Source organism: Lysinibacillus sp. NPDC047702, assembly GCF_050272555.1.
In the GTDB taxonomy this organism is placed as follows: domain Bacteria; phylum Bacillota; class Bacilli; order Bacillales_A; family Planococcaceae; genus Lysinibacillus.
On record NZ_JBNNMG010000045.1, the window covers coordinates 26,076 to 44,018 of the forward strand.

Below are 17,943 nucleotides of genomic sequence, written 5' to 3' on the forward strand. Positions count from 1 at the left end.
TACGTGCTCGGCTAGCGAGAAGAAGCGCTCAGGCAGAGAAGCAATTTGCTCGGCTAGCGAGAAGAAGCGCTCAGGCAGAGAAGCAATTTGCTCGGCTAGCCAGAAGAACTGCTCAGGCAGAGAAATAATTTGCTCGGCTAGCGAGAAAAACCGCTCAGGCAGAGAAGCAATTTGCTCGGCTAGCGAGAAAAACCGCTCAGGCAGAGAAGCAATTTGCTCGGCTAGCCAGAAGAACTGCTCAGGCAGAGAAATAATTTGCTCGGCTAACGAGGAGACCCCCTCAGGTAGCCAAAAAACTGTTGTAACAGCAGCGATAGTCAAATAACTATATAAATCTATTTGCATAAAAATCCGTATTTATTTATAATTATTCCAAAAGGAGAATTAGATTTATGAAGCTGATTCCTGAAGCTACGGATTTAAATGAATATTTACAAGAACTGGAATATGTGGATTATCGTCATCCATTAATTTATCAAAAAATTGGTGAGATCTTTGAGAACCAATCTTCGGAAATAGAAAAGGTGAAGGCAGCTTTTCTATTTGTTAGAGATGAAATAGCTCACTCGTGGGACATTCAAAGTTCAAATATTACTTGTAAAGCCTCAGAAGTTCTAACAGAGCGTGAGGGAATCTGCTACGCAAAGTCTAATTTATTAGCAGCGCTGCTAAGAGGTGCAGGGATTCCAACTGGTTTTTGTTATCAACGATTAATGCTTTTTGATACCCCAGAGGAAGGCTATTGTCTTCATGCATTAAATGGAGTTTATCTAAGCTCTTTAAATCGTTGGATTCGTTTGGATGCTCGTGGCAATAAACCAGGCGTACAGGCTGAATTCTCTGTAAATGAGGAAAAACTAGCCTTTTCAATAAACGAAAAGCTAGGAGAAAAAGATTATCCTATTATCTACACTGAACCTAATAAAAACACAATGGCAACCTTAAATGCACATACAAATGCATTAGAAATGTATATGCATCGATTACCTGATGACTTATAAAAATACAAAGATGTTTAGCAACTCATTATACTGTTGTCAGCCTTTGAGAATTCCAGTATACTATTTCGATAAAGAATGTTGAAAGAGGTTGAATGGCATGACGTTTGAAGAAATATTACCACGCTTAAAAGCAGGAGAAAAAGTGATCCGTAAGGGCTGGGGCGGCGCTGAATTGTATGTAAAGCTAGTTGGCAAAGGTGAGCATGAAGGCGAGACTTTAAATCCTTATTTTTTAATTAATGTACGTGGTGAAGGCTATACAATGTTTACACCGTCAGTTTGTGATTTATTAGCTGAAGATTGGATCATTGTTGATTAAATAAAGGAGACCATCTCAACAGAGGTGGCTTCTTTTGTTTTGAGGAGAGATGTTATGAAATTTGAAGAGTATCAGGGAAAGACGGTTTTTATTACAGGTGCCGCTTCAGGAATTGGTCAGGCTCAGGCCATTGCCTTTTTGGAAAATGGCGCAAATGTATTTGGATTTGACTTGGACGAAGCTGGTTTAATCCATTTACAACAGCAATTTCCTAGGCAATTTTCTTACTGTTTAGGCAGTGTAAGCAAGCAAAAGGATGTTGAACAGTCGTTTTATAGCGCAATATCGCAATTTAAGCAAATCGATATTTTATGTAATACGGCAGGTATTTTAGATGGTTTTGCCAAAACTCTGGATACAGATGAAGCGCTTTGGGATGCTATTATGAATACCAATTTAAAGGGAACTTATTTCGTGACGAATACGATTTTGCCTCATATGGTAGAAAGGAAGGCTGGCGTTATTATTAATATGGCATCGATTGCTGGACTAGTTGCAGGTGGTGGAGGTGCAGCTTATACCGCTTCTAAGCATGCTATTGTTGGCTATACGAAGCAGTTAGACTTAGATTATTGTCGTGAAGGCATTCGTGCCAATGCTATAGCACCTGGAGCCATCCAAACACCCATGAATAAGGCAGATTTTGAAGGGGATGGGGAAATGGCAAAATGGGTAGCCGATGAAACGCCTGCCGGTCGCTGGGCACAACCGCACGAAGTAGCGTATTTAACACTCTTCTTGGCAAGTTCTGCTGCTGATTATATTCATGGAACTATTCTGCCAATTGATGGCGGCTGGCTGACAAAATAGCATTGTTCAATAAGATATTCTTCTGCTATAATACGCAAGTAAGCAAAAATGGGCTTGCACTACGGCACTTCAGATAGGGCTAAAAGTTCTCTTCCTTTGGTCGTAGTTATTACTAAAATAGCAAAGATGCTATTTTACAAAGGAGAATAAAATTGAATACATCTGTTGTAAAAGAGTCTAGCCGTATTTCTGTAAGTGAACTTACAAAGACGGCACTTGTTGCAGCCTTATATGTTGCTGTAACTGTTTTATTGTCAGTCATAAGCTTTGGCGCTGTCCAGCTGCGTTTGTCAGAAATGTTTAATTATCTGGCATTGTACAATAAGCGCTATGTTGCAGCGGTGACGATTGGCGTAATACTCGCTAATTTCATGTCGCCAACATGGATTTTAGATGTGCCGATTGGTGGGATTGCGACCTTTTTAGTGTTAATACTTTGCAGAAGCATCACGAAACATATGACAAATGATATTGTAAAAATGGCAGTAACCGCATTAATTTTTGCGATATCAATGTTTACGGTTGCTGGCCAATTAACGATCCTTTATGATCTTCCTTTTTGGGCTACATGGTTTACAGTGGGCGTTGGAGAATTATTGTCCATGACTGTAGGTGGTCTAACTATTTATTTATTAAATAAAAAAATTGATTTATCGAAATAAATTTTAAAAAGCGGGCTACAATTAAAGCCCGTTTTTTCGCGTTTTTCAGAAGCTAAAATTTTGAAAAGAATTTTTTTAGATAAACATAATTTTCATATATTTTCACCAAACTAATGGAAAGACGGAGGAAGGTGAAGAGATGCAGCAACAATACAATGTCGGTGATATTGTTTATATTTTTTATCGTAATCCTCATATTCAGGATGTAGCGAATATACAGGAAGCAGCAGTGGTTTATCATCCAGAACAACCAGAGGAGCTAGCCCTTTTTTTATTTGAAACGTATTATCCAATAACAAATGATACATTGATTTTTTCAAGCGAGATGGCGGCTGAGCAGGCCTATCATCAGTATTTTCATTGAGGTGGTCTACTATGATAAAGCCATTTATCCCCCAGCTCGTCTATTTTGAACCAGATGCACTTCAATATCCACTAGGTCAGGAGCTAAAGGCAAAGTTTGAGCAGATGGGTATCGAAGTTCGTTATACAACTTCGCACAATCAAGTGAGAGATCTCCCAGGAGACAATGATTTTCAAAAGTATCGGGTAGCCAAATCTACATTAGTCGTAGGGATTCGGAAAACCTTAAAATTTGATACCTCTAAGCCCTCAGCTGAATATGCAATTCCATTTGCAACAGGCTGTATGGGGCATTGTCATTATTGTTATTTACAAACAACGATGGGCAGTAAACCTTATATACGTACCTATGTGAATGTCGATGAAATTCTGGAGCAGGCTGATCATTATATGATAGAACGTGCTCCTGACATCACGCGCTTTGAGGCATCCTGTACCTCCGATATTGTAGGAATTGATCATCTAACACACACGTTGAAGCGAGCCATCGAGCATTTTGGTCAAAGTGAATTAGGTCAATTACGATTTGTAACGAAATTCCATCATGTGGATCATCTATTGGATGCCAAGCATAATGGGAAGACAAGGTTTCGTTTTAGTGTAAATGCCGATTATGTCATTAAGCATTTTGAGCCAGGTACATCCACGTTAATAAAACGGATTGAGGCAGCTGGGAAAGTGGCAAGGGCCGGATACCCGCTTGGCTTTATCGTCGCCCCCATCTATCTTCATGATGGATGGCAGGAGGGCTATTATCATATGTTTGAGCGATTGGATGCTGAACTGCCAAAGGAAGTACGAGAGGATATAACGTTTGAGTTTATTCAGCATCGGTTTACAAAGCCAGCTAAACGTGTGATTGAAAAAAATTATCCCATGACAAAGCTAGAGCTCGATGAGACAGTGAGACGATATAAATGGGGCAAATATGGGATTGGTAAATATATTTATCAAAAAGAAGAAGAGGAAGATATTAAGGAACATTTGTATGGCTATATGCAAAAATTCTTTCCTCAAGCGAAATTAGAGTATTTTACGTAACAGTAGCTTAGAGAGAGAACTTGGAGGTTTTCTCTCTAAAGTATTTGTGATACATACGACTCAATAAACCTCCGATTTATAGCTGTTAATCCATCTGGTAAATCTATTAATGAATAGTACTGCATTGTCTCTGATTCATGATAATTAATCACTAAATCGCCTTTTACATTTTTTGTATAGTAGATGGCCGTAACGGAGTAAAATTCATCCCCGTTAGACATTTTAATATAATAATCTGGCCCTGAAAAAATGCCTAGTAACTGTAGGTTTGTAATAGTCAATCCTGTTTCTTCTAGCACTTCTCTTTTAGCGGTATCTTCTAAGCTTTCTCCTAATTCCATCAAACCACCTGGAAGTCCCCACCCTCCTTCGTATCTTTTTTGCAATAATACTTCGTTTGCATTATTAAGAATGATGACAGCTGAACCAGGTAAAATAATAGGTTGATGTCCTACATATTGTCGTAAAAATTGATAGTATTCCATGGTAACACTCATTTCTGTTATTATTTATATCTTTGTATTAATTATCTAAATAATAAAGAAATCCTTCTTTTATTTGCATTTGTATAATCTGAATCACGATGGTAACGCTAACAGAGATCGTTATGGAGAAGGGGAGAATATGATGGATTCATATCAAGTGAATTGCTGGTCAGAGCATGAGGAACTGAAGGTTGTTATGCTTTGTGCACCTTCAATTTTAGATGTAACAGATATAACAATAGCTGAGAACGTTGGTTGGAGTGCGGCTGTTAGCCATAAAAAAGCAATAGAGAACTTTATGGAATTGAAGGAAACGTTTGAACATGCAGGTGTAAAAGTTATAGATTATGCCAAAGAACTAGCCAATGAACAACACTTGTTAAGTGAGCAGCTTATTAATCGTTATTTTGTGCGCGATCTTGCCTGTGTCTTTGGCAATAAAATATTACCTGGAAATGCAGGGAGCTCGTTAAGATGTCCAGAGTATCCACTTGCACATTCACTTTTAGCAAAGTGGTTTCCAGAACAATTTATGAGTAAGTCGCAGCCTCTTCATCCATTCGAGTGTGGAGATATGATGATTTTAAATAAGGATGCTGTGCTCATTAACCTTGGTATGAGAACGACATTAGAGGCTGTCGAAAGTATTAAGGCTAGCATCTTTCAAGAAGGATTTTCAGAAATTGCCGTTATTGATTTGCCAAAAGGAAATGATACGCTTCATTTAGATATGAATTGTAATGTAGCGAATGCTAATTTGGTGATGGCTAAAAGTTTTGTACGTTATTTTCCAGTGCAGGTGTTCACAGTTCAAAGCAGTCGTTTTGACATGGTAGAACAATTTTTACAAAGACATGGCTTCGACGTATATTGGCTTGAAAAATATAAAACAATTCCTGACATTAATTTTGTGAATATTGATCCGGAAACATTATTGATTAGTAAGCAAGCAACGAAACAGCAATTGATGATGCATCCGCTACTGCAAAAAAAGAAATTGCTTGAAGTTGAAGTCACGGAGCTTGAAAAGGGTGGTGGAGGCATTCGTTGCATGACACTGCCGTTGGTAAGAAAGTAAGCAAAAAGGGTTGATTAAAATGACAGCTAAAACAAGTAAAGGAAGGTTGTTTTGGTGGCAGCTTTCGCTTCTCGGTATAGGTTGTACACTGGGAACAGGTTTTTTTCTTGGGACAAGTATGGCTATTCATAAAAGTGGACCAGCTGTGTTAATTCCTTTTTTATTAGCAGCAATTTGTACTTACATTGTGTATGATGCATTAGTAAAAATGTCTGTTGCTAACCCTGATAAAGGCTCGTTTCGTACCTATGCCAAGCAAGCATTTGGTAGATGGGCAGGATTTAGTAATGGCTGGGTTTATTTGATATCCGAGATCCTCATAATGGGGAGCCAATTGATGGCACTGGGTATTTTTACGAAGTTTTGGTTTCCTGCTTTGCCATTATGGGTGGCTGCGTCTATTTATGCTGCACTAGCGCTAATTGTTATTTTAACTGGTATGAAGGGCTTTGAAAACTTTCAAAATATCTTTGGGGCATTAAAGGCAGCAGCGATTATCATGTTTATTATCGTAGCTGCAATAATTATCGTGAAAGGCTCGCAATCGTCAACACTTGATTCACTGTATTCGAATTACGAAGAATTTTTCTCACAAGGCATAAAAGGAATTTGGCTTGGACTACTGTATGCCTTTTACGCCTATGGAGGCATTGAAGTGATGGGGTTAATGGTCATCGATTTAAAAAATCCTAAAGAGGCACCAAAAGCAGGAAGAATCATGCTGATTGTTATCACAATTATTTTTATACTGGCCATTGCACTAGCATTGGCGCTTGTCTCCTGGAAAGATTTTAATATTGAGGAGAGCCCTTTTATTACGGCTCTACAGGGTTATCATATACCCTTTGTGACAGATGTTTTTAATGGTGTTTTAATTATTGCTGGCTTTTCAACAATGGTTGCTTCGCTATATGCGGTTATTACAATTCTCGTTACACTTGCAGAAGATCATGATGCCCCTAAAATACTAGCGAAGAAAGGGAAAAGGAAAGTACCATTTCCTGCATTTTTATTTTTAGCGGGTGGTTTAGTGATAACAATTGTGATTGGCTTTCTTATGCCAGAAAAGATTTTTGAATATATGGTTACAGCTGCTGGTCTAATGCTGATCTACAACTGGCTCTTTATTTTAGTGACGTATATGAAGCTCATGGAGTTATCCAAATGGGAGCATGTGAAAAATAGTATGGGGATGTTACTCATCGCTATAACGGTGTCTGGCACATTGGGAGAAAAAACGAGCAGGCTCGGTTTTTTCGTGAGCCTGCTCTTTATGGTCCTAATAGGCATTGCGACCTGGATTGTTGTGAAAAGGCAAAAAAACGAGGCTTAATGTATGTTATTCTGTGACATCCGCGAAAAAGGACATTTGGATGGACTATGATTGTCATCACTTAAAAAATATTGCTTCCATTCGTAACTATCCTCTTGTCCATACCATTTTAAATCAGGATGTCCTGGAAGCGCATCATAGTCAGCAATACGTTGGCGAACTAGTTTTTTTAATTTTTGACCAAATGCAGTAGTGTCATTAATTTCTTCAAATATCCAGCGAGGTTGAATCGCCATTAACAACGTAGAAAAATGGCGACTCCTACGTAATTTGTGGGCGGGCGTTGCACACGAGATAAAATAGGGATCACCGTTAAAACAAAATTCCCATTCAGTGTGAGTTGGATCAGTTGGAATTTCCTCAGGCCACTCGATATCATCAATTTTAGTTAAATTGTTTAAAATGGTCCAAAATAATTGTTGATAATCCGTGACTTTAAAATGGTTAAGCATATCGTTCGGGGTATGAAAGAAAACTGCGAGGGTTGTGTATTTCCCATATGTTTGCGAGAATTTCGCATATTCCTTTAAGCATTGTGCTAATTTCTTGATTGATTGTTCCTCCCGTGGATCCCCGACAAAACTATAGCGCAGATGGTTCGATAAAAAACCCATCCTTGCAGGTACACATGGAAAAGTATTCGCTTCATCAGCAATTGTGGCAGCAAAGTCCGTATAGGCTGATTGTTGCCAAAATGGAAGTGTCTCTAAATGCTCCTCCATCCACTTCCTATCAAATACTACTACTTCCACTTGAGTCTCCTCCTTCTATACACCAATATACTATTAAAGAAAAAGCCAATGGGTTACGAATTTATGGGGCAAGTTTAGTGAAAATATTAATTATCGAGCGAATATATTGATTAAGGGAATGAGCGATTTCTTTAATTGAACACTTTGAAAAAAGTGCTCGGCTTAGCCCTAGAAATGCTTACTTAGAGTAAAAAGTGCTCAGCTCAGTTCCAGAAATGCTCACCTAGAGTAAAGAAATGCTCACCTAGAGTAAAAAATGCTCGGCTTAGCCCTAGAAATGCTCACTTAGAGTAAAAAATGCTCAGCTCAGCCCTAGAAATGCTCACTTATAGTAAAAAAAGCTCGGCTTAGTCCAAGAAAAGCTCACCTAGAGTAAAGAAAAGCTCGGCTTAGTCCAAGAAAAGCTCACCTAGAGTAAAGAAAAGCTCGGCTTAGTCCAAGAAAAGCTCACCTAGAGTAAAGAAATGCTCGGCTCAGTCCAAGAAAAGCTCACCTAGAGTAAGGAAGTGATCGGTTTAGTCATGGAAATGCTCACTTAGAGTAAAAAATGCTCAGCTCAGTCCCAGAAATGATTACCTAGAGTAAGGAAGTGATCGCTTTAGTCCTGAAAATGATCACAAAAAGTAAAGAAATAATCAGCTCAGTTCTGGAAATAGCACTTCAATGAGAAAAAAATCATAATTACTTCAATAGTTACTAAAATCTAACTATCTAAAGCAGCATATTCTTAATTTTTTTGCTGAAAAACCTTTTGATTGAGGATGTCTAGGGCATGTTGAATGTCCTTTAAATCATCCTTTGACGCATGTTGAATAAGCTGTAAAAAGCGTTCTTCGATACAGGCAAAGGCTTCGTCCATCATTTTATCTCCTTCACCGGACAAGCGAATATACTGCTTTCTTCTGTCCTCTGTATCGTTAAATTTTTCAATTAGATGTTGTTCTTGTAATTTTCGTAGTTCACGACTTGTGTTGGGCAAGGACATATGCTGACATTCACTTATTTCGGTCGGTGTGACGGGCTGGCTTACTTTAATATATTCTAGAATTTTATATTGAAGCGGTGTTATATTGGCAACTGTCACATTTTGGGTGAGATCATGAGTCACTTGGTGGACAGTGGCTGTAAACGTCACGAATTGATGAAATAAACTGCTTTTATCCAATTGGATCACCTCTTATTGTCAAGATAACAAATAACTTGTTTTAAAACAATTATCATTTGACAATAAAAATTAAATGGATTATTATTTTGTTATCAAATGATAAGTAATAGGGGGTACATAATGAAAACGTTAATTGTCTATACATATCCAAACCATAAAAGTTTAAACTATGCTTTTTTACAGGAGGTTATAAAGGGATGTCAAGAGAATCCTGCAATAGAAGAAATACAAATACTAGATTTATATGAGGAAGAATTCGATCCACGATTAGTATTCCATGAGCATAAACGACGTCGTGATATGCACCGTGATCCGAAATTAGATAAATACCGACAACAGCTTACATGGGCAGATCAAATCGTCTTTGTCTATCCAATTTGGTGGGGAAGACCTCCAGCCATGCTGCTGGGCTATATTGATCAATTATTTGCTTCAAATTTTGCTTATCGGGATACAAAGGGATTATTCCCTATAGGACTCTTAAAGGGGAAGTCAGTTGTCTGTGTGTCTACGATGAAGGGACCAACGAATTATCCTTTCTTATGGTTGAATAATGCCCATAAAATTTTAATGAAAAGAGCTTTGTTTAAGTATGTAGGGATGAAGAAAGTGAAATTTTTTGAGTTTGGTAATATGGAAAGTAAAAAGGGGAAGCAACAGCAAAAGCTTAACAAAGTGTATCGATATTTTAGAAAGGTTGCTTACTAATAGAATTATCTCGTGCAGACGGTCTTAGTCGTTTGCACGAGTTTGTATACTATCGATAGGCAATGTAATGATAAAGGATGTAAATTCAGTTAGCTTGCTCTCTACAGCAATGGTTCCATGATGCATCTCAATAATTTTTTTGACGATGGCTAATCCTAAGCCGCTGCCGCCATTTGCAATTGTTCGTGATTGATCAGCCTTATAAAATCGCTCAAAAATATGCATTTGCTGTTCTTCGGATAGACCAATGCCCGTATCTTGAACTATAACTGTGATTGTATCAAGCTGCTGCGTCATAGACAAAGTAATTGTACCGCAGACATGCGTAAATTTAATGCTATTCGTTAGCAAATTCATCCATACTTGATTCATCAAATCCTCATCTGCTGTAATGCTTATGTTTTCAAGTTGAAGATCAAAGTCGAGTTGTTTGAGTATCCAATTAGGCTCAAGTGCCAGTACAACATTGCGTAATTGTTTATCAAGTCGATAATTTTTTGCCTCAAATGGATGATGCTGTGATTCTAGGGAAGTAAGTTTAAGCAAATTATCACTTATTTTTGATAAACGATTACTTTCTAATTCAATAATTTCTAAGTAGTGCTGACGCTTTTCTTCAGGCAGATTAATATTTTTAAGAGCTTTCGCAAAGCCATTAATAGATGTTAAAGGTGATTGAATTTCATGGGAGACATTTGAAATAAATTCTTGACGCATTCTTTCAAGCTCACCTAATTCAACAGCCATATGATTGATACCATGTATTAATTGGCCAAATTGGTCCTCTTCATCTCCTTTTAAATCTAATTGGATATTAAAATCACCTTTGGCCATTTGTCTTAATGCATCAACAATGGTATCCCAGTAATTGCGTTGTCGATTAAGCCCTATTAAAAAAATAATAGCGGCTGAACAGGCAAAGAGCACAAATACACCAATTACCGTTCCTAATTGTAGCCAAAAGCCATGAGGCGCTAACCCTAACCGACCATAGAGCCATGTAGTTGTGTGAAAGGACATAAAAGCAAATACAGTATTCGCAATGAGGAACAGACAAAAGACCATTGCCAATCTTAAAAAGAATCTTCGCTTTCTCATGATTCCAGTTCCAAGCGATAGCCAAGACCACGAATGGTGCGAATGGCAAAGCCACTCATTTCTTGTGGAAAACGTTCGCGTATTCTTTTAATATGGACATCGACTGTTCGTTCATCTCCCTCATAGTCATAGCCCCAAATTTCTTCGATTAATTGTTCGCGTGAAAATGTTTTACCTGCATAGCTTGCCAACGTAAATAATAGCTCAAACTCTTTTAACCGAAGTATAATAATCTCTCCGTTCATATCGACTTCATGCGTCTGGCGATTGAGTTTGACATTGCCAGCTTCTACAATCTGAGAGAGGGATATGCGATACCTTTTCAATATCGACTTTACTCGAACAATCAGCTCGGCAGGCTCAAACGGCTTCACGAGATAGTCATCTGTGCCAAGATGAAAGCCCTTGACCTTTTGGGAGGTTTCTCCTTTAGCAGTGAGCATGAGGATAGGGAGATCTGTATTGAATGACCGTATTTCCTCACATAATGTCCAGCCATCCATGTTAGGCATCATAATGTCCATCACAACCATATCCACTTTTTCAGAGGCTAACTTGGACAGTGCATCGACACCGTCCGTAGCTTCTATAACTTCTAAACCTTCATTTTGTAAAAATACTTTTACTAATTCTCGAATATGCGCATCATCATCCACCACTAATAGTTTTGTCATCTAAACGTATCCCTTCGTTAATCCTCTTTAATTCGTAATTGCTGCTTCGCAAACTCACGATACATCTCATGTGTCTCAAAGAGTGTTTCGTGTGTACCGCAGCCTGTAATATGCCCTTTCTCTATAAACAATATTTGATCGGCATCTACAACTGTTGATAGACGGTGAGCAATGACTAATGTTGTGCGGCCTTGCATTAAATTATCTAACGCTTTTTGTACATAAATCTCTGACTTACTATCTAAACTCGATGTTGCTTCATCAAGCATTAAAATCTGCGGGTTCCGTAATAGTGCTCTTGCAATGGAAATACGCTGACGCTGCCCACCTGAAAGCTTGATTCCTCGTTCTCCAACCTCTGTATCAAATTTATCTGGAAGATCATTTATAAACTGATCAGCATAGGCCATTTTAGCCACTCTTTCTAGCTCATAATCCAGCACTTCACGCTCAATGCCATAGCAAATATTTTCACGAATAGTTCCTGATAGCAGGGCACTTTCCTGCGCCACATAGCCGATTTGACTGCGCCAAGAGTGGAGTGAGAAGGTTTCAATTGGTATATCTCCTAATGTGATGCTACCGCCAGTTGGCTGGTAATATCGCTCTAATAGAGAAAATGTTGTTGTTTTCCCACCACCACTTGGTCCAACGATGGCCGTTACTTTGCCTGGCTCAATTGTAAAGTTAATATTGGACAAAATCGGTTCCTCACCATAAGAAAAGTCGACATTTTTAACATAAATCGGTTGATCTACTTTTTCTACTGTTAAGCCGTCTTCAATATGTTCTTCTTTGTGTTCAAGTAACTCGCTAATTCGTTCCGTAGCCCCCATAGCCTTTTGAAGTTGCGTAAAGAACATTGTTAATTGCGTCATAGGCATAATGATTTGGATTAAATATAAAATAAATGCTACCATATCGCCAGCAGTCAGTTCCCCAGAGGAAACACGAACACCTCCATAGCCAATAATAGCTACAAGTACTGACATTAGTACAAATGAAATTAGTGGCGAAATAAGCGCATGAATTTTTGCTTCTTTTAAGCCAAATGTAAAGAGATTCGTAATGCCCTTTTTTCCACGCTCATATTCAATTTGCTCCGCATTAGATGCCTTAACTAAGCGTGTTTCAGGTAAAACTTGATTTAACACGGAAGTAAACTTCGCTGTCTCATCCTGCATACCCTTTGAGATCACAAACATACGTCTTCCAAGCAGCATTAGAATAACCATCGCAAGTGGAACAGCAATTAGCATCACCATCGTCATTTTCCAATCTAAGAATAAGAGGATAATGATAGAACCGATGATGGAAATAACACCAGATAAACAGTTTGCTAGATGCTCCGTAATAAGCTCCTTCACGACTGCTGTGTCATTAGTAACACGGCTTAATGTTTCACCGGTATCGTGTTCATCATAATAGGGGATTGGTAAATGTAACAGCTTGCGCCAAAGTTGATCTCGTAATTTTGCCACAACATGGTGCCCAACACGATTTAAATAATAAATGGATAATCCGCTAGCAATAGCCTGTGCAATAAAGGCAATACCAAGCAAAATGATTTGCCAATAATCAAGGGATTCTAATGAAAAGCCATCCACTAATTGTTTTGTAAATAATGGGACGATAAAGCCTACGCCTGTTGTAGCTAAACTCATAATTAAGGAAATAACTAGCAGCCAAATAGGTGGTTCAGCCCGTTTTACTAATTGTATAAAACGTCGCCAATCTTGTTTTTTAGTAGTATCTTTTGATGTTTCCTGCAAAGAAATAAGCCTCCTTCATTGTTTCATGGCTTTACTATAGCATGTGTTTATGAACTGAATATGAAATGAATTGCAATGAAGCTGCAAACAATAAAAGGTGATGAGCGTCCAAATCATCACCTTTTGATTTTTGCATGACATCCACTATGTTAGTCTGTGAACTCATCATGATATAAAGACTTTCCAAGTAATCGATAAATTCTTAAGGCTAGTTGGATTTGTAAAAGTTCTTCATAGTTTTTTAAATCAGTTTTTAAAATTTCTTTAATTTTTTCGATACGGTAAATTAATGTGTTGCGATGAATAAACATTTCCTTTGCTGTCTCACTAATATTCATATGATTAATAAAATAATTTTCTAATGTAAGAAGATAGCTTGTACCATGCAAAAGATCATGCTCAAACACAGATCCTAGGCTCTCTATGAAGAAGTCCTTTAATTGAACCTCGTTAATATTAGAATCTAAAAAATGATAAATGGAGTGATCTGCGAAATGGGCTACAGATCCACGTTCGACGATTTTTTCTACTTTGGATAAAATCGTCTTTTTTTATCTACTACCACCTCTATAGAATGGCAAGATGCATGCAGTTTTTTTCCTTTTCAGCAGGCGCATAAACGCCAGTTGACCTCGGCGGATGTCACGGAATTTGATGAGCTTTTAGAGAGAGCCCCAAAAAATCTGGACGCAATTACGCCAAGGCGAAATTGATTTATGGTGCAGTAGCCGTCTCTCTCGAAGTATCTTTAGCCCTCTGATTACCGATTTTTATCTGAATAAGTATCATGGCAATGACGATAACCATCATGCCAATAATGGCTGCTGTAAAACTGCCTGTGAAATCTCGTATAAGACCAACAAATAGTGGACCGAGAGCGGCAAATACGAAGCCAACCGATTGTGTCATAGCAGCCAAGATACTTGCTTCCTTAATGTTTTTGGCCTCATCAATTGGTAATGTTAATCCCAATGAGAATAAACCACCTGCACCGATACCAATAAGGATACTACTTAGCCAAGGGTTAATGGCAAATAGCAACATTAATAGACCGGTTAATTCTAACATCGAACATCCTACTAACCAAACGGCTCTATGCTGAAAACGATTATTTAAAATCGGTACTAAAAATGTTGCAGGCATTTGTGCAACCGTTAATAGTGTTAACATTATGCCAGCCTCTTGTTTACTATAGCCCATATCCTCTGCTATAGGCGGCAGCCAGGCCATAATTGTATAAAACATGAAAGCCATTAAGCCAAAAAAAACAGTTAATAGCCAAGCTTTTTGATTTGTTAGTAGTTGCTTTAAATTATTTTCAGCACTAGAAATGTCTGAGGTAGTTGGAACTGGCTTCTTGTCAATTGGTTTCCACCAAAAGAAAACAGCTATGACAGCAAGAATAGCCCATGATGCAGCAGCCGCTTGCCATGTATGGAAAAGAGTACTTAATGGTATGGAAAGCCCTGAGCCAAGCGAAGCGCCTACAACCAATGCTAACGAATATATACCAACTACACGAGAAGGATTCGCGAATTTTTGTTTAATATAGCCAGATAATAATGGTCCTACGATAGCGATACCAATACCTGAAAGAAGAGCTGTAAGCAGCATCACCCATGCAGAATAAGCAAAAAATCTTGCGGCTGTTGCCAGTCCAATAAGAATCAGTGAGTAGGCAATGGCCCGCTCAATACTCCAGCGATTAGCAAGTTTTATGGCAAATGGTGCAAATAAGCCCATACATAGTACAGCTAATGAAGTTAGTAAACTTGCAGTAGCAGCACTCATTTGTAATGACTCTCGAATAGTTCCTAACAATGGTGAAACGGAAGTTATCACAGGTCGTAAATTAAAGGAAGCTAAAATTACAGCAATAATTGGTATAATTGTATGTTTTAATTTCATGTTTATTCAACTCCATCTATAGCTTAATAATAATAACAATTTGAAGTCTATAACAATGTATATAATTGTACAATACTATTATTACTATTATAATGATAGGTAAAAACTATGATAGGTCGTGATCTATTGGAAATACGTCATCTTCACTACTTTATGGCTGTTTGTGAGGAGCTGCATTTTACAAAAGCTGCTGAAAAACTTGGTATTTCACAGCCGACGCTAAGTCAGCAAATACGTGTACTTGAGGATGAGGTTGGGTTACCGTTGTTTGATCGAATTGGCAAAAAAATCGTGCTTACTGAAGCAGGTACACTACTGTTAAATTATGGAGCAGAAATAGTAGGTACTTTACAAAATGTCAAAGACTCCATTAAAGATTTAAAGGATATGCAAATAGGACAAATAAGAATCGGAATAATGCCATCTGATTTAGATTATCGAATTACTCAGCTCATCATCGATTTTCACCAAAAGTTTCCCAGAGTTAAATTAAAGATTATGTCATCTATCGAAATTGTACGACAGGTTCTTGACAATGAGGTCGATATTGGTATTGCTATAAACGTTCTTCCAAATAACCAGCTTGTTACGATTCCGCTTTGTCTGGAGGAATATGTGTTAATTGTTTCGAAGGAGCATCCGATGGCAAATCGAGAAAGTATAAAAATAGGGGAATTAAAAGATCTTCCATTGATTATGTATCCTGAAGGTTATTTAGGGCGGGAAATAGTGGAGGGGACGGTGAAAAAACATGGCTTTCAATTAAACTCCATTCTTGAGACAAGTTCAGTAACGTCAATTATTAATCTTGTTAGAGCAAATATAGGGGTAACTGTACAACCTTATCCGTTAATCAAAGAGATGAATGATCCTACCTTGCAAATCGTATACATTCAGGACGACATACCTAGCCGCAGTTTATCAATTATTTATCGAGTAGAGCGTTATGTAAGTGAAGCAACAAAAGCGTTAATTGAACAAGTTAAAATTTATTTCCAAAGCTAGTCCGAATAAGGGCTAGCTTTTTCAAATTTTTCAAACAGTGAATGCTTTGGGGTATGGAAAATATGAGAAATAAATGAAATAGTTGTTCCTTTTTTTGGAGAGATACCATATAATATTTGTAAACCGACAGTCGGTCTATAAAGTTCGCAGAAATTCAAAACGAACTTACACTGGAAAAATGAGTGATGGCTGAAGGGTTTAACATCCATTGAGCAAAAGGAAGGGGTTATTCGAATGGAATCTCAGATAACAAGAAAAGGCTTTTCAAAAGATTTTAACCTAATGGTGATAGGGCAAATTATTTCAATTTTAGGATCTGCTCTTTTAAGATTTGCTCTTTCACTGTATGTACTAGATATAACAGGTCGTGCGGATCTTTTTGCCGTCCTATTTGCAATTTCAAGTATCCCAATTTTACTTGCACCACTTGGAGGGGCTATTGCTGACAGATTCAATCGACGTAATTTAATGGTCATATTTGATTTTGTGAGTAGTATAATTGTGTTTATTCTTTTATTCTGGCTTATAAATGGTAATAGTTCTATCGTTTTTATCGGTATCGTCATGATGTTACTTTCACTTGTTAGTGCGATGTATACACCAGCGGTAATGGCCAGTATCCCTGTACTTGTAGAAGAAGAGAAGCTTGAGCAAGCAAATGGCATAGTTAATGGGATTCAAGCATTGTCGGGTGTAGCGGCTCCTGTGCTAGGAGGGATATTATACGGCATGATTGGCTTAAAAGTACTTGTCATCATGAGTGGTGTGCTCTTTTTTCTATCAGCCCTATTAGAGATGTTTATTACGATACCATTTACTCAACGAGAACAGGACGGACATATTATTCCAATACTTGTAAATGATTTGAAAGAGGGCTTTAGCTATGTAATGAAGCAATCGTTTATATTCAAATGTATGATTTTAGCGGCACTATTAAATTTATTATTAACACCATTGATTGTTGTAGGTGTACCGATTATTCTCCGTGTCACAATGCAAAGTAGCGATACTTTATATGGAATAGCAATGGGATTAATCGATTTTGCTACTATTTTAGGGGCTTTATCGATGGGATACTTTGCAAAAAAATTGGGTATTACGAATTTGTATATTTGGATTTTCGTCACAGCATTATTGATTGTTCCAATGGCTATTTCAGTTATGCCTCTTATGCTTACTTTTGGCTACTATCCATCTTATATTGTTTTTGTTGTAAGTACCCTTTTGATAGCTATGATTATGACGGTTATTTCCATTTACGTCATTACAGTTGTCCAAAAAGAAACACCAAATGAAAATTTAGGGAAGGTTATGGCTATTATTATTGCCGTTTCACAATGTATGGCACCAATTGGGCAAATTTTGTATGGCTTATTATTTGAGGTATTTAGTAGTAAAATCTATGTTCCTATTATAATGATTGGTTTTTTAATGGTGATCATGGCTTTAGCGACCAAGAGAATTTTACGGTTTGAAGAAAGTGATACAGTAAAATAATTAGCTTTTTCTAGGAGTCCCTAATATAAGGGACTTCATGTTGTTGAAATACTATTATGTCAATGAAATCAAGGTGACAAATTAAAAAGTATAGCCCTTTTTCAAAACAAGGGGTTGATCTCCGTTCCGACTGAGTGCTTTCCTGGGGGCGTCCGATGAGCCGCTTCACTCGCGTTACTCGCTCCAGGGTCTCATCTGTGACGCTGAATCCCCGAGGAGTCACTCAGTCTACACTCCAATCAACCATTGCTCATCGTATTTTCTATTGGCAT

General features: G+C 37.8%; 19 protein-coding genes and 1 pseudogene. 11 read left to right on the plus strand and 9 right to left on the minus strand.

Annotated elements, in window-relative coordinates:
* Nucleotides 1-345, minus strand: a 345-nt coding sequence (locus ACQKIM_RS18950) for a hypothetical protein (protein WP_427546837.1), incomplete at its 3' end; no start/stop codon positions are given.
* 47 nt (nucleotides 346-392) lie between these two features.
* Here ACQKIM_RS18950 and ACQKIM_RS18955 point away from each other — a divergent pair.
* The 6 genes from ACQKIM_RS18955 (at nucleotide 393) to splB (ending at nucleotide 4,196) form a co-directional block, all read left to right on the plus strand.
* On the plus strand, nucleotides 393-1,001 hold the full coding sequence (locus ACQKIM_RS18955; protein WP_427546840.1) for a transglutaminase-like domain-containing protein: 609 nt from the start codon (nucleotides 393-395) through the stop codon (nucleotides 999-1,001).
* Between the two features lie 97 nt (nucleotides 1,002-1,098).
* Nucleotides 1,099-1,320, plus strand: a complete 222-nt coding sequence (locus ACQKIM_RS18960; protein ID WP_427546843.1) for a DUF2829 domain-containing protein — start codon at nucleotides 1,099-1,101, stop codon at nucleotides 1,318-1,320.
* A gap of 54 nt (nucleotides 1,321-1,374) precedes the next feature.
* Nucleotides 1,375-2,130, plus strand: a complete 756-nt coding sequence (locus ACQKIM_RS18965) for a 3-oxoacyl-ACP reductase (RefSeq protein WP_427546846.1) — start codon at nucleotides 1,375-1,377, stop codon at nucleotides 2,128-2,130.
* Nucleotides 2,131-2,282: 152 nt separating this feature from the next.
* A complete protein-coding gene (locus tag ACQKIM_RS18970; RefSeq protein WP_427546849.1) occupies nucleotides 2,283-2,792 on the plus strand; it encodes a QueT transporter family protein in 510 nt (169 codons plus the stop codon).
* 139 nt (nucleotides 2,793-2,931) lie between these two features.
* Complete coding sequence (locus ACQKIM_RS18975; RefSeq protein ID WP_427546852.1) at nucleotides 2,932-3,156, plus strand: transcriptional regulator SplA domain-containing protein; 225 nt, start codon at nucleotides 2,932-2,934, stop codon at nucleotides 3,154-3,156.
* A gap of 11 nt (nucleotides 3,157-3,167) precedes the next feature.
* Nucleotides 3,168-4,196, plus strand: coding sequence for a spore photoproduct lyase (splB, locus tag ACQKIM_RS18980; protein WP_427546855.1), 1,029 nt, complete (start codon nucleotides 3,168-3,170; stop codon nucleotides 4,194-4,196).
* A gap of 35 nt (nucleotides 4,197-4,231) precedes the next feature.
* Here splB and ACQKIM_RS18985 read toward each other — a convergent pair whose 3' ends face one another.
* Nucleotides 4,232-4,681: an NUDIX hydrolase gene (locus ACQKIM_RS18985; protein ID WP_427546858.1), complete on the minus strand. Its 450-nt coding sequence runs from the start codon at nucleotides 4,679-4,681 to the stop codon at nucleotides 4,232-4,234.
* Between the two features lie 142 nt (nucleotides 4,682-4,823).
* Between ACQKIM_RS18985 and ACQKIM_RS18990 the strand changes: the two genes are divergently transcribed.
* Nucleotides 4,824-5,759 carry an arginine deiminase family protein gene (locus tag ACQKIM_RS18990; RefSeq protein ID WP_427546861.1) on the plus strand — a complete coding sequence of 312 codons (936 nt, stop codon included), beginning with the start codon at nucleotides 4,824-4,826 and terminating at the stop codon, nucleotides 5,757-5,759.
* Nucleotides 5,760-5,778: 19 nt separating this feature from the next.
* On the plus strand, nucleotides 5,779-7,092 hold the full coding sequence (locus ACQKIM_RS18995) for an amino acid permease (protein ID WP_427546864.1): 1,314 nt from the start codon (nucleotides 5,779-5,781) through the stop codon (nucleotides 7,090-7,092).
* Here the strand turns inward: ACQKIM_RS18995 and ACQKIM_RS19000 are convergent.
* Both ACQKIM_RS19000 and ACQKIM_RS19005 read right to left on the minus strand, forming a co-directional pair.
* Nucleotides 7,089-7,844 (minus strand): YqcI/YcgG family protein, encoded by a 756-nt coding sequence (locus ACQKIM_RS19000; protein ID WP_427546867.1) that lies wholly within the window; start codon nucleotides 7,842-7,844, stop codon nucleotides 7,089-7,091. The genes ACQKIM_RS18995 and ACQKIM_RS19000 overlap by 4 nt on opposite strands.
* Nucleotides 7,845-8,571: 727 nt before the next feature.
* Nucleotides 8,572-9,009, minus strand: coding sequence for a MarR family winged helix-turn-helix transcriptional regulator (locus ACQKIM_RS19005; RefSeq protein ID WP_427546869.1), 438 nt, complete (start codon nucleotides 9,007-9,009; stop codon nucleotides 8,572-8,574).
* A gap of 120 nt (nucleotides 9,010-9,129) precedes the next feature.
* Between ACQKIM_RS19005 and ACQKIM_RS19010 the strand changes: the two genes are divergently transcribed.
* Nucleotides 9,130-9,717: an NAD(P)H-dependent oxidoreductase gene (locus ACQKIM_RS19010; protein WP_427546871.1), complete on the plus strand. Its 588-nt coding sequence runs from the start codon at nucleotides 9,130-9,132 to the stop codon at nucleotides 9,715-9,717.
* Nucleotides 9,718-9,741: 24 nt separating this feature from the next.
* Here the strand turns inward: ACQKIM_RS19010 and ACQKIM_RS19015 are convergent, their stop codons facing one another.
* The 5 genes and pseudogenes from ACQKIM_RS19015 to ACQKIM_RS19035 form a co-directional block, all read right to left on the minus strand.
* Nucleotides 9,742-10,815: a sensor histidine kinase gene (locus tag ACQKIM_RS19015; RefSeq protein ID WP_427546874.1), complete on the minus strand. Its 1,074-nt coding sequence runs from the start codon at nucleotides 10,813-10,815 to the stop codon at nucleotides 9,742-9,744.
* Complete coding sequence (locus ACQKIM_RS19020) at nucleotides 10,812-11,489, minus strand: response regulator transcription factor (RefSeq protein WP_427546877.1); 678 nt, start codon at nucleotides 11,487-11,489, stop codon at nucleotides 10,812-10,814. Before ACQKIM_RS19020 ends, ACQKIM_RS19015 begins: the two co-directional genes overlap by 4 nt.
* A gap of 17 nt (nucleotides 11,490-11,506) precedes the next feature.
* Nucleotides 11,507-13,261, minus strand: a complete 1,755-nt coding sequence (locus tag ACQKIM_RS19025; protein ID WP_427546880.1) for an ABC transporter ATP-binding protein — start codon at nucleotides 13,259-13,261, stop codon at nucleotides 11,507-11,509.
* A 149-nt stretch (nucleotides 13,262-13,410) separates the two neighbouring features.
* Nucleotides 13,411-13,779, minus strand: a pseudogene (locus ACQKIM_RS19030) (helix-turn-helix domain-containing protein); the annotation flags it as partial.
* 196 nt (nucleotides 13,780-13,975) lie between these two features.
* On the minus strand, nucleotides 13,976-15,169 hold the full coding sequence (locus ACQKIM_RS19035) for a CynX/NimT family MFS transporter (RefSeq protein ID WP_427546883.1): 1,194 nt from the start codon (nucleotides 15,167-15,169) through the stop codon (nucleotides 13,976-13,978).
* 126 nt (nucleotides 15,170-15,295) lie between these two features.
* Between ACQKIM_RS19035 and ACQKIM_RS19040 the strand changes: the two genes are divergently transcribed.
* The gene (locus tag ACQKIM_RS19040; RefSeq protein WP_427546886.1) at nucleotides 15,296-16,174 is read left to right on the plus strand and encodes a LysR family transcriptional regulator; all 879 of its coding nucleotides are present in this window, start codon (nucleotides 15,296-15,298) and stop codon (nucleotides 16,172-16,174) included.
* A gap of 234 nt (nucleotides 16,175-16,408) precedes the next feature.
* The gene (locus ACQKIM_RS19045; protein ID WP_427546889.1) at nucleotides 16,409-17,671 is read left to right on the plus strand and encodes an MFS transporter; all 1,263 of its coding nucleotides are present in this window, start codon (nucleotides 16,409-16,411) and stop codon (nucleotides 17,669-17,671) included.
* Nucleotides 17,672-17,943: the final 272 nt, after the last annotated feature.

What these genes read in the sequence shown, in the direction of transcription:
- ACQKIM_RS19015 (WP_427546874.1), bottom strand. Translation starts at nt 10,815, where the DNA reads ATGAGAAAGCGAAGATTCTTTTTAAGATTGGCAATGGTCTTTTGTCTG.
- ACQKIM_RS18965 (WP_427546846.1), top strand. Translation starts at nt 1,375, where the DNA reads ATGAAATTTGAAGAGTATCAGGGAAAGACGGTTTTTATTACAGGTGCC.
- ACQKIM_RS18955 (WP_427546840.1), top strand. Translation starts at nt 393, where the DNA reads ATGAAGCTGATTCCTGAAGCTACGGATTTAAATGAATATTTACAAGAA.
- ACQKIM_RS18985 (WP_427546858.1), bottom strand. Translation starts at nt 4,681, where the DNA reads ATGGAATACTATCAATTTTTACGACAATATGTAGGACATCAACCTATT.
- ACQKIM_RS19020 (WP_427546877.1), bottom strand. Translation starts at nt 11,489, where the DNA reads ATGACAAAACTATTAGTGGTGGATGATGATGCGCATATTCGAGAATTA.
- ACQKIM_RS18990 (WP_427546861.1), top strand. Translation starts at nt 4,824, where the DNA reads ATGGATTCATATCAAGTGAATTGCTGGTCAGAGCATGAGGAACTGAAG.
- ACQKIM_RS19035 (WP_427546883.1), bottom strand. Translation starts at nt 15,169, where the DNA reads ATGAAATTAAAACATACAATTATACCAATTATTGCTGTAATTTTAGCT.
- ACQKIM_RS19010 (WP_427546871.1), top strand. Translation starts at nt 9,130, where the DNA reads ATGAAAACGTTAATTGTCTATACATATCCAAACCATAAAAGTTTAAAC.
- ACQKIM_RS18960 (WP_427546843.1), top strand. Translation starts at nt 1,099, where the DNA reads ATGACGTTTGAAGAAATATTACCACGCTTAAAAGCAGGAGAAAAAGTG.
- ACQKIM_RS18995 (WP_427546864.1), top strand. Translation starts at nt 5,779, where the DNA reads ATGACAGCTAAAACAAGTAAAGGAAGGTTGTTTTGGTGGCAGCTTTCG.
- ACQKIM_RS18975 (WP_427546852.1), top strand. Translation starts at nt 2,932, where the DNA reads ATGCAGCAACAATACAATGTCGGTGATATTGTTTATATTTTTTATCGT.
- splB (WP_427546855.1), top strand. Translation starts at nt 3,168, where the DNA reads ATGATAAAGCCATTTATCCCCCAGCTCGTCTATTTTGAACCAGATGCA.
- ACQKIM_RS19045 (WP_427546889.1), top strand. Translation starts at nt 16,409, where the DNA reads ATGGAATCTCAGATAACAAGAAAAGGCTTTTCAAAAGATTTTAACCTA.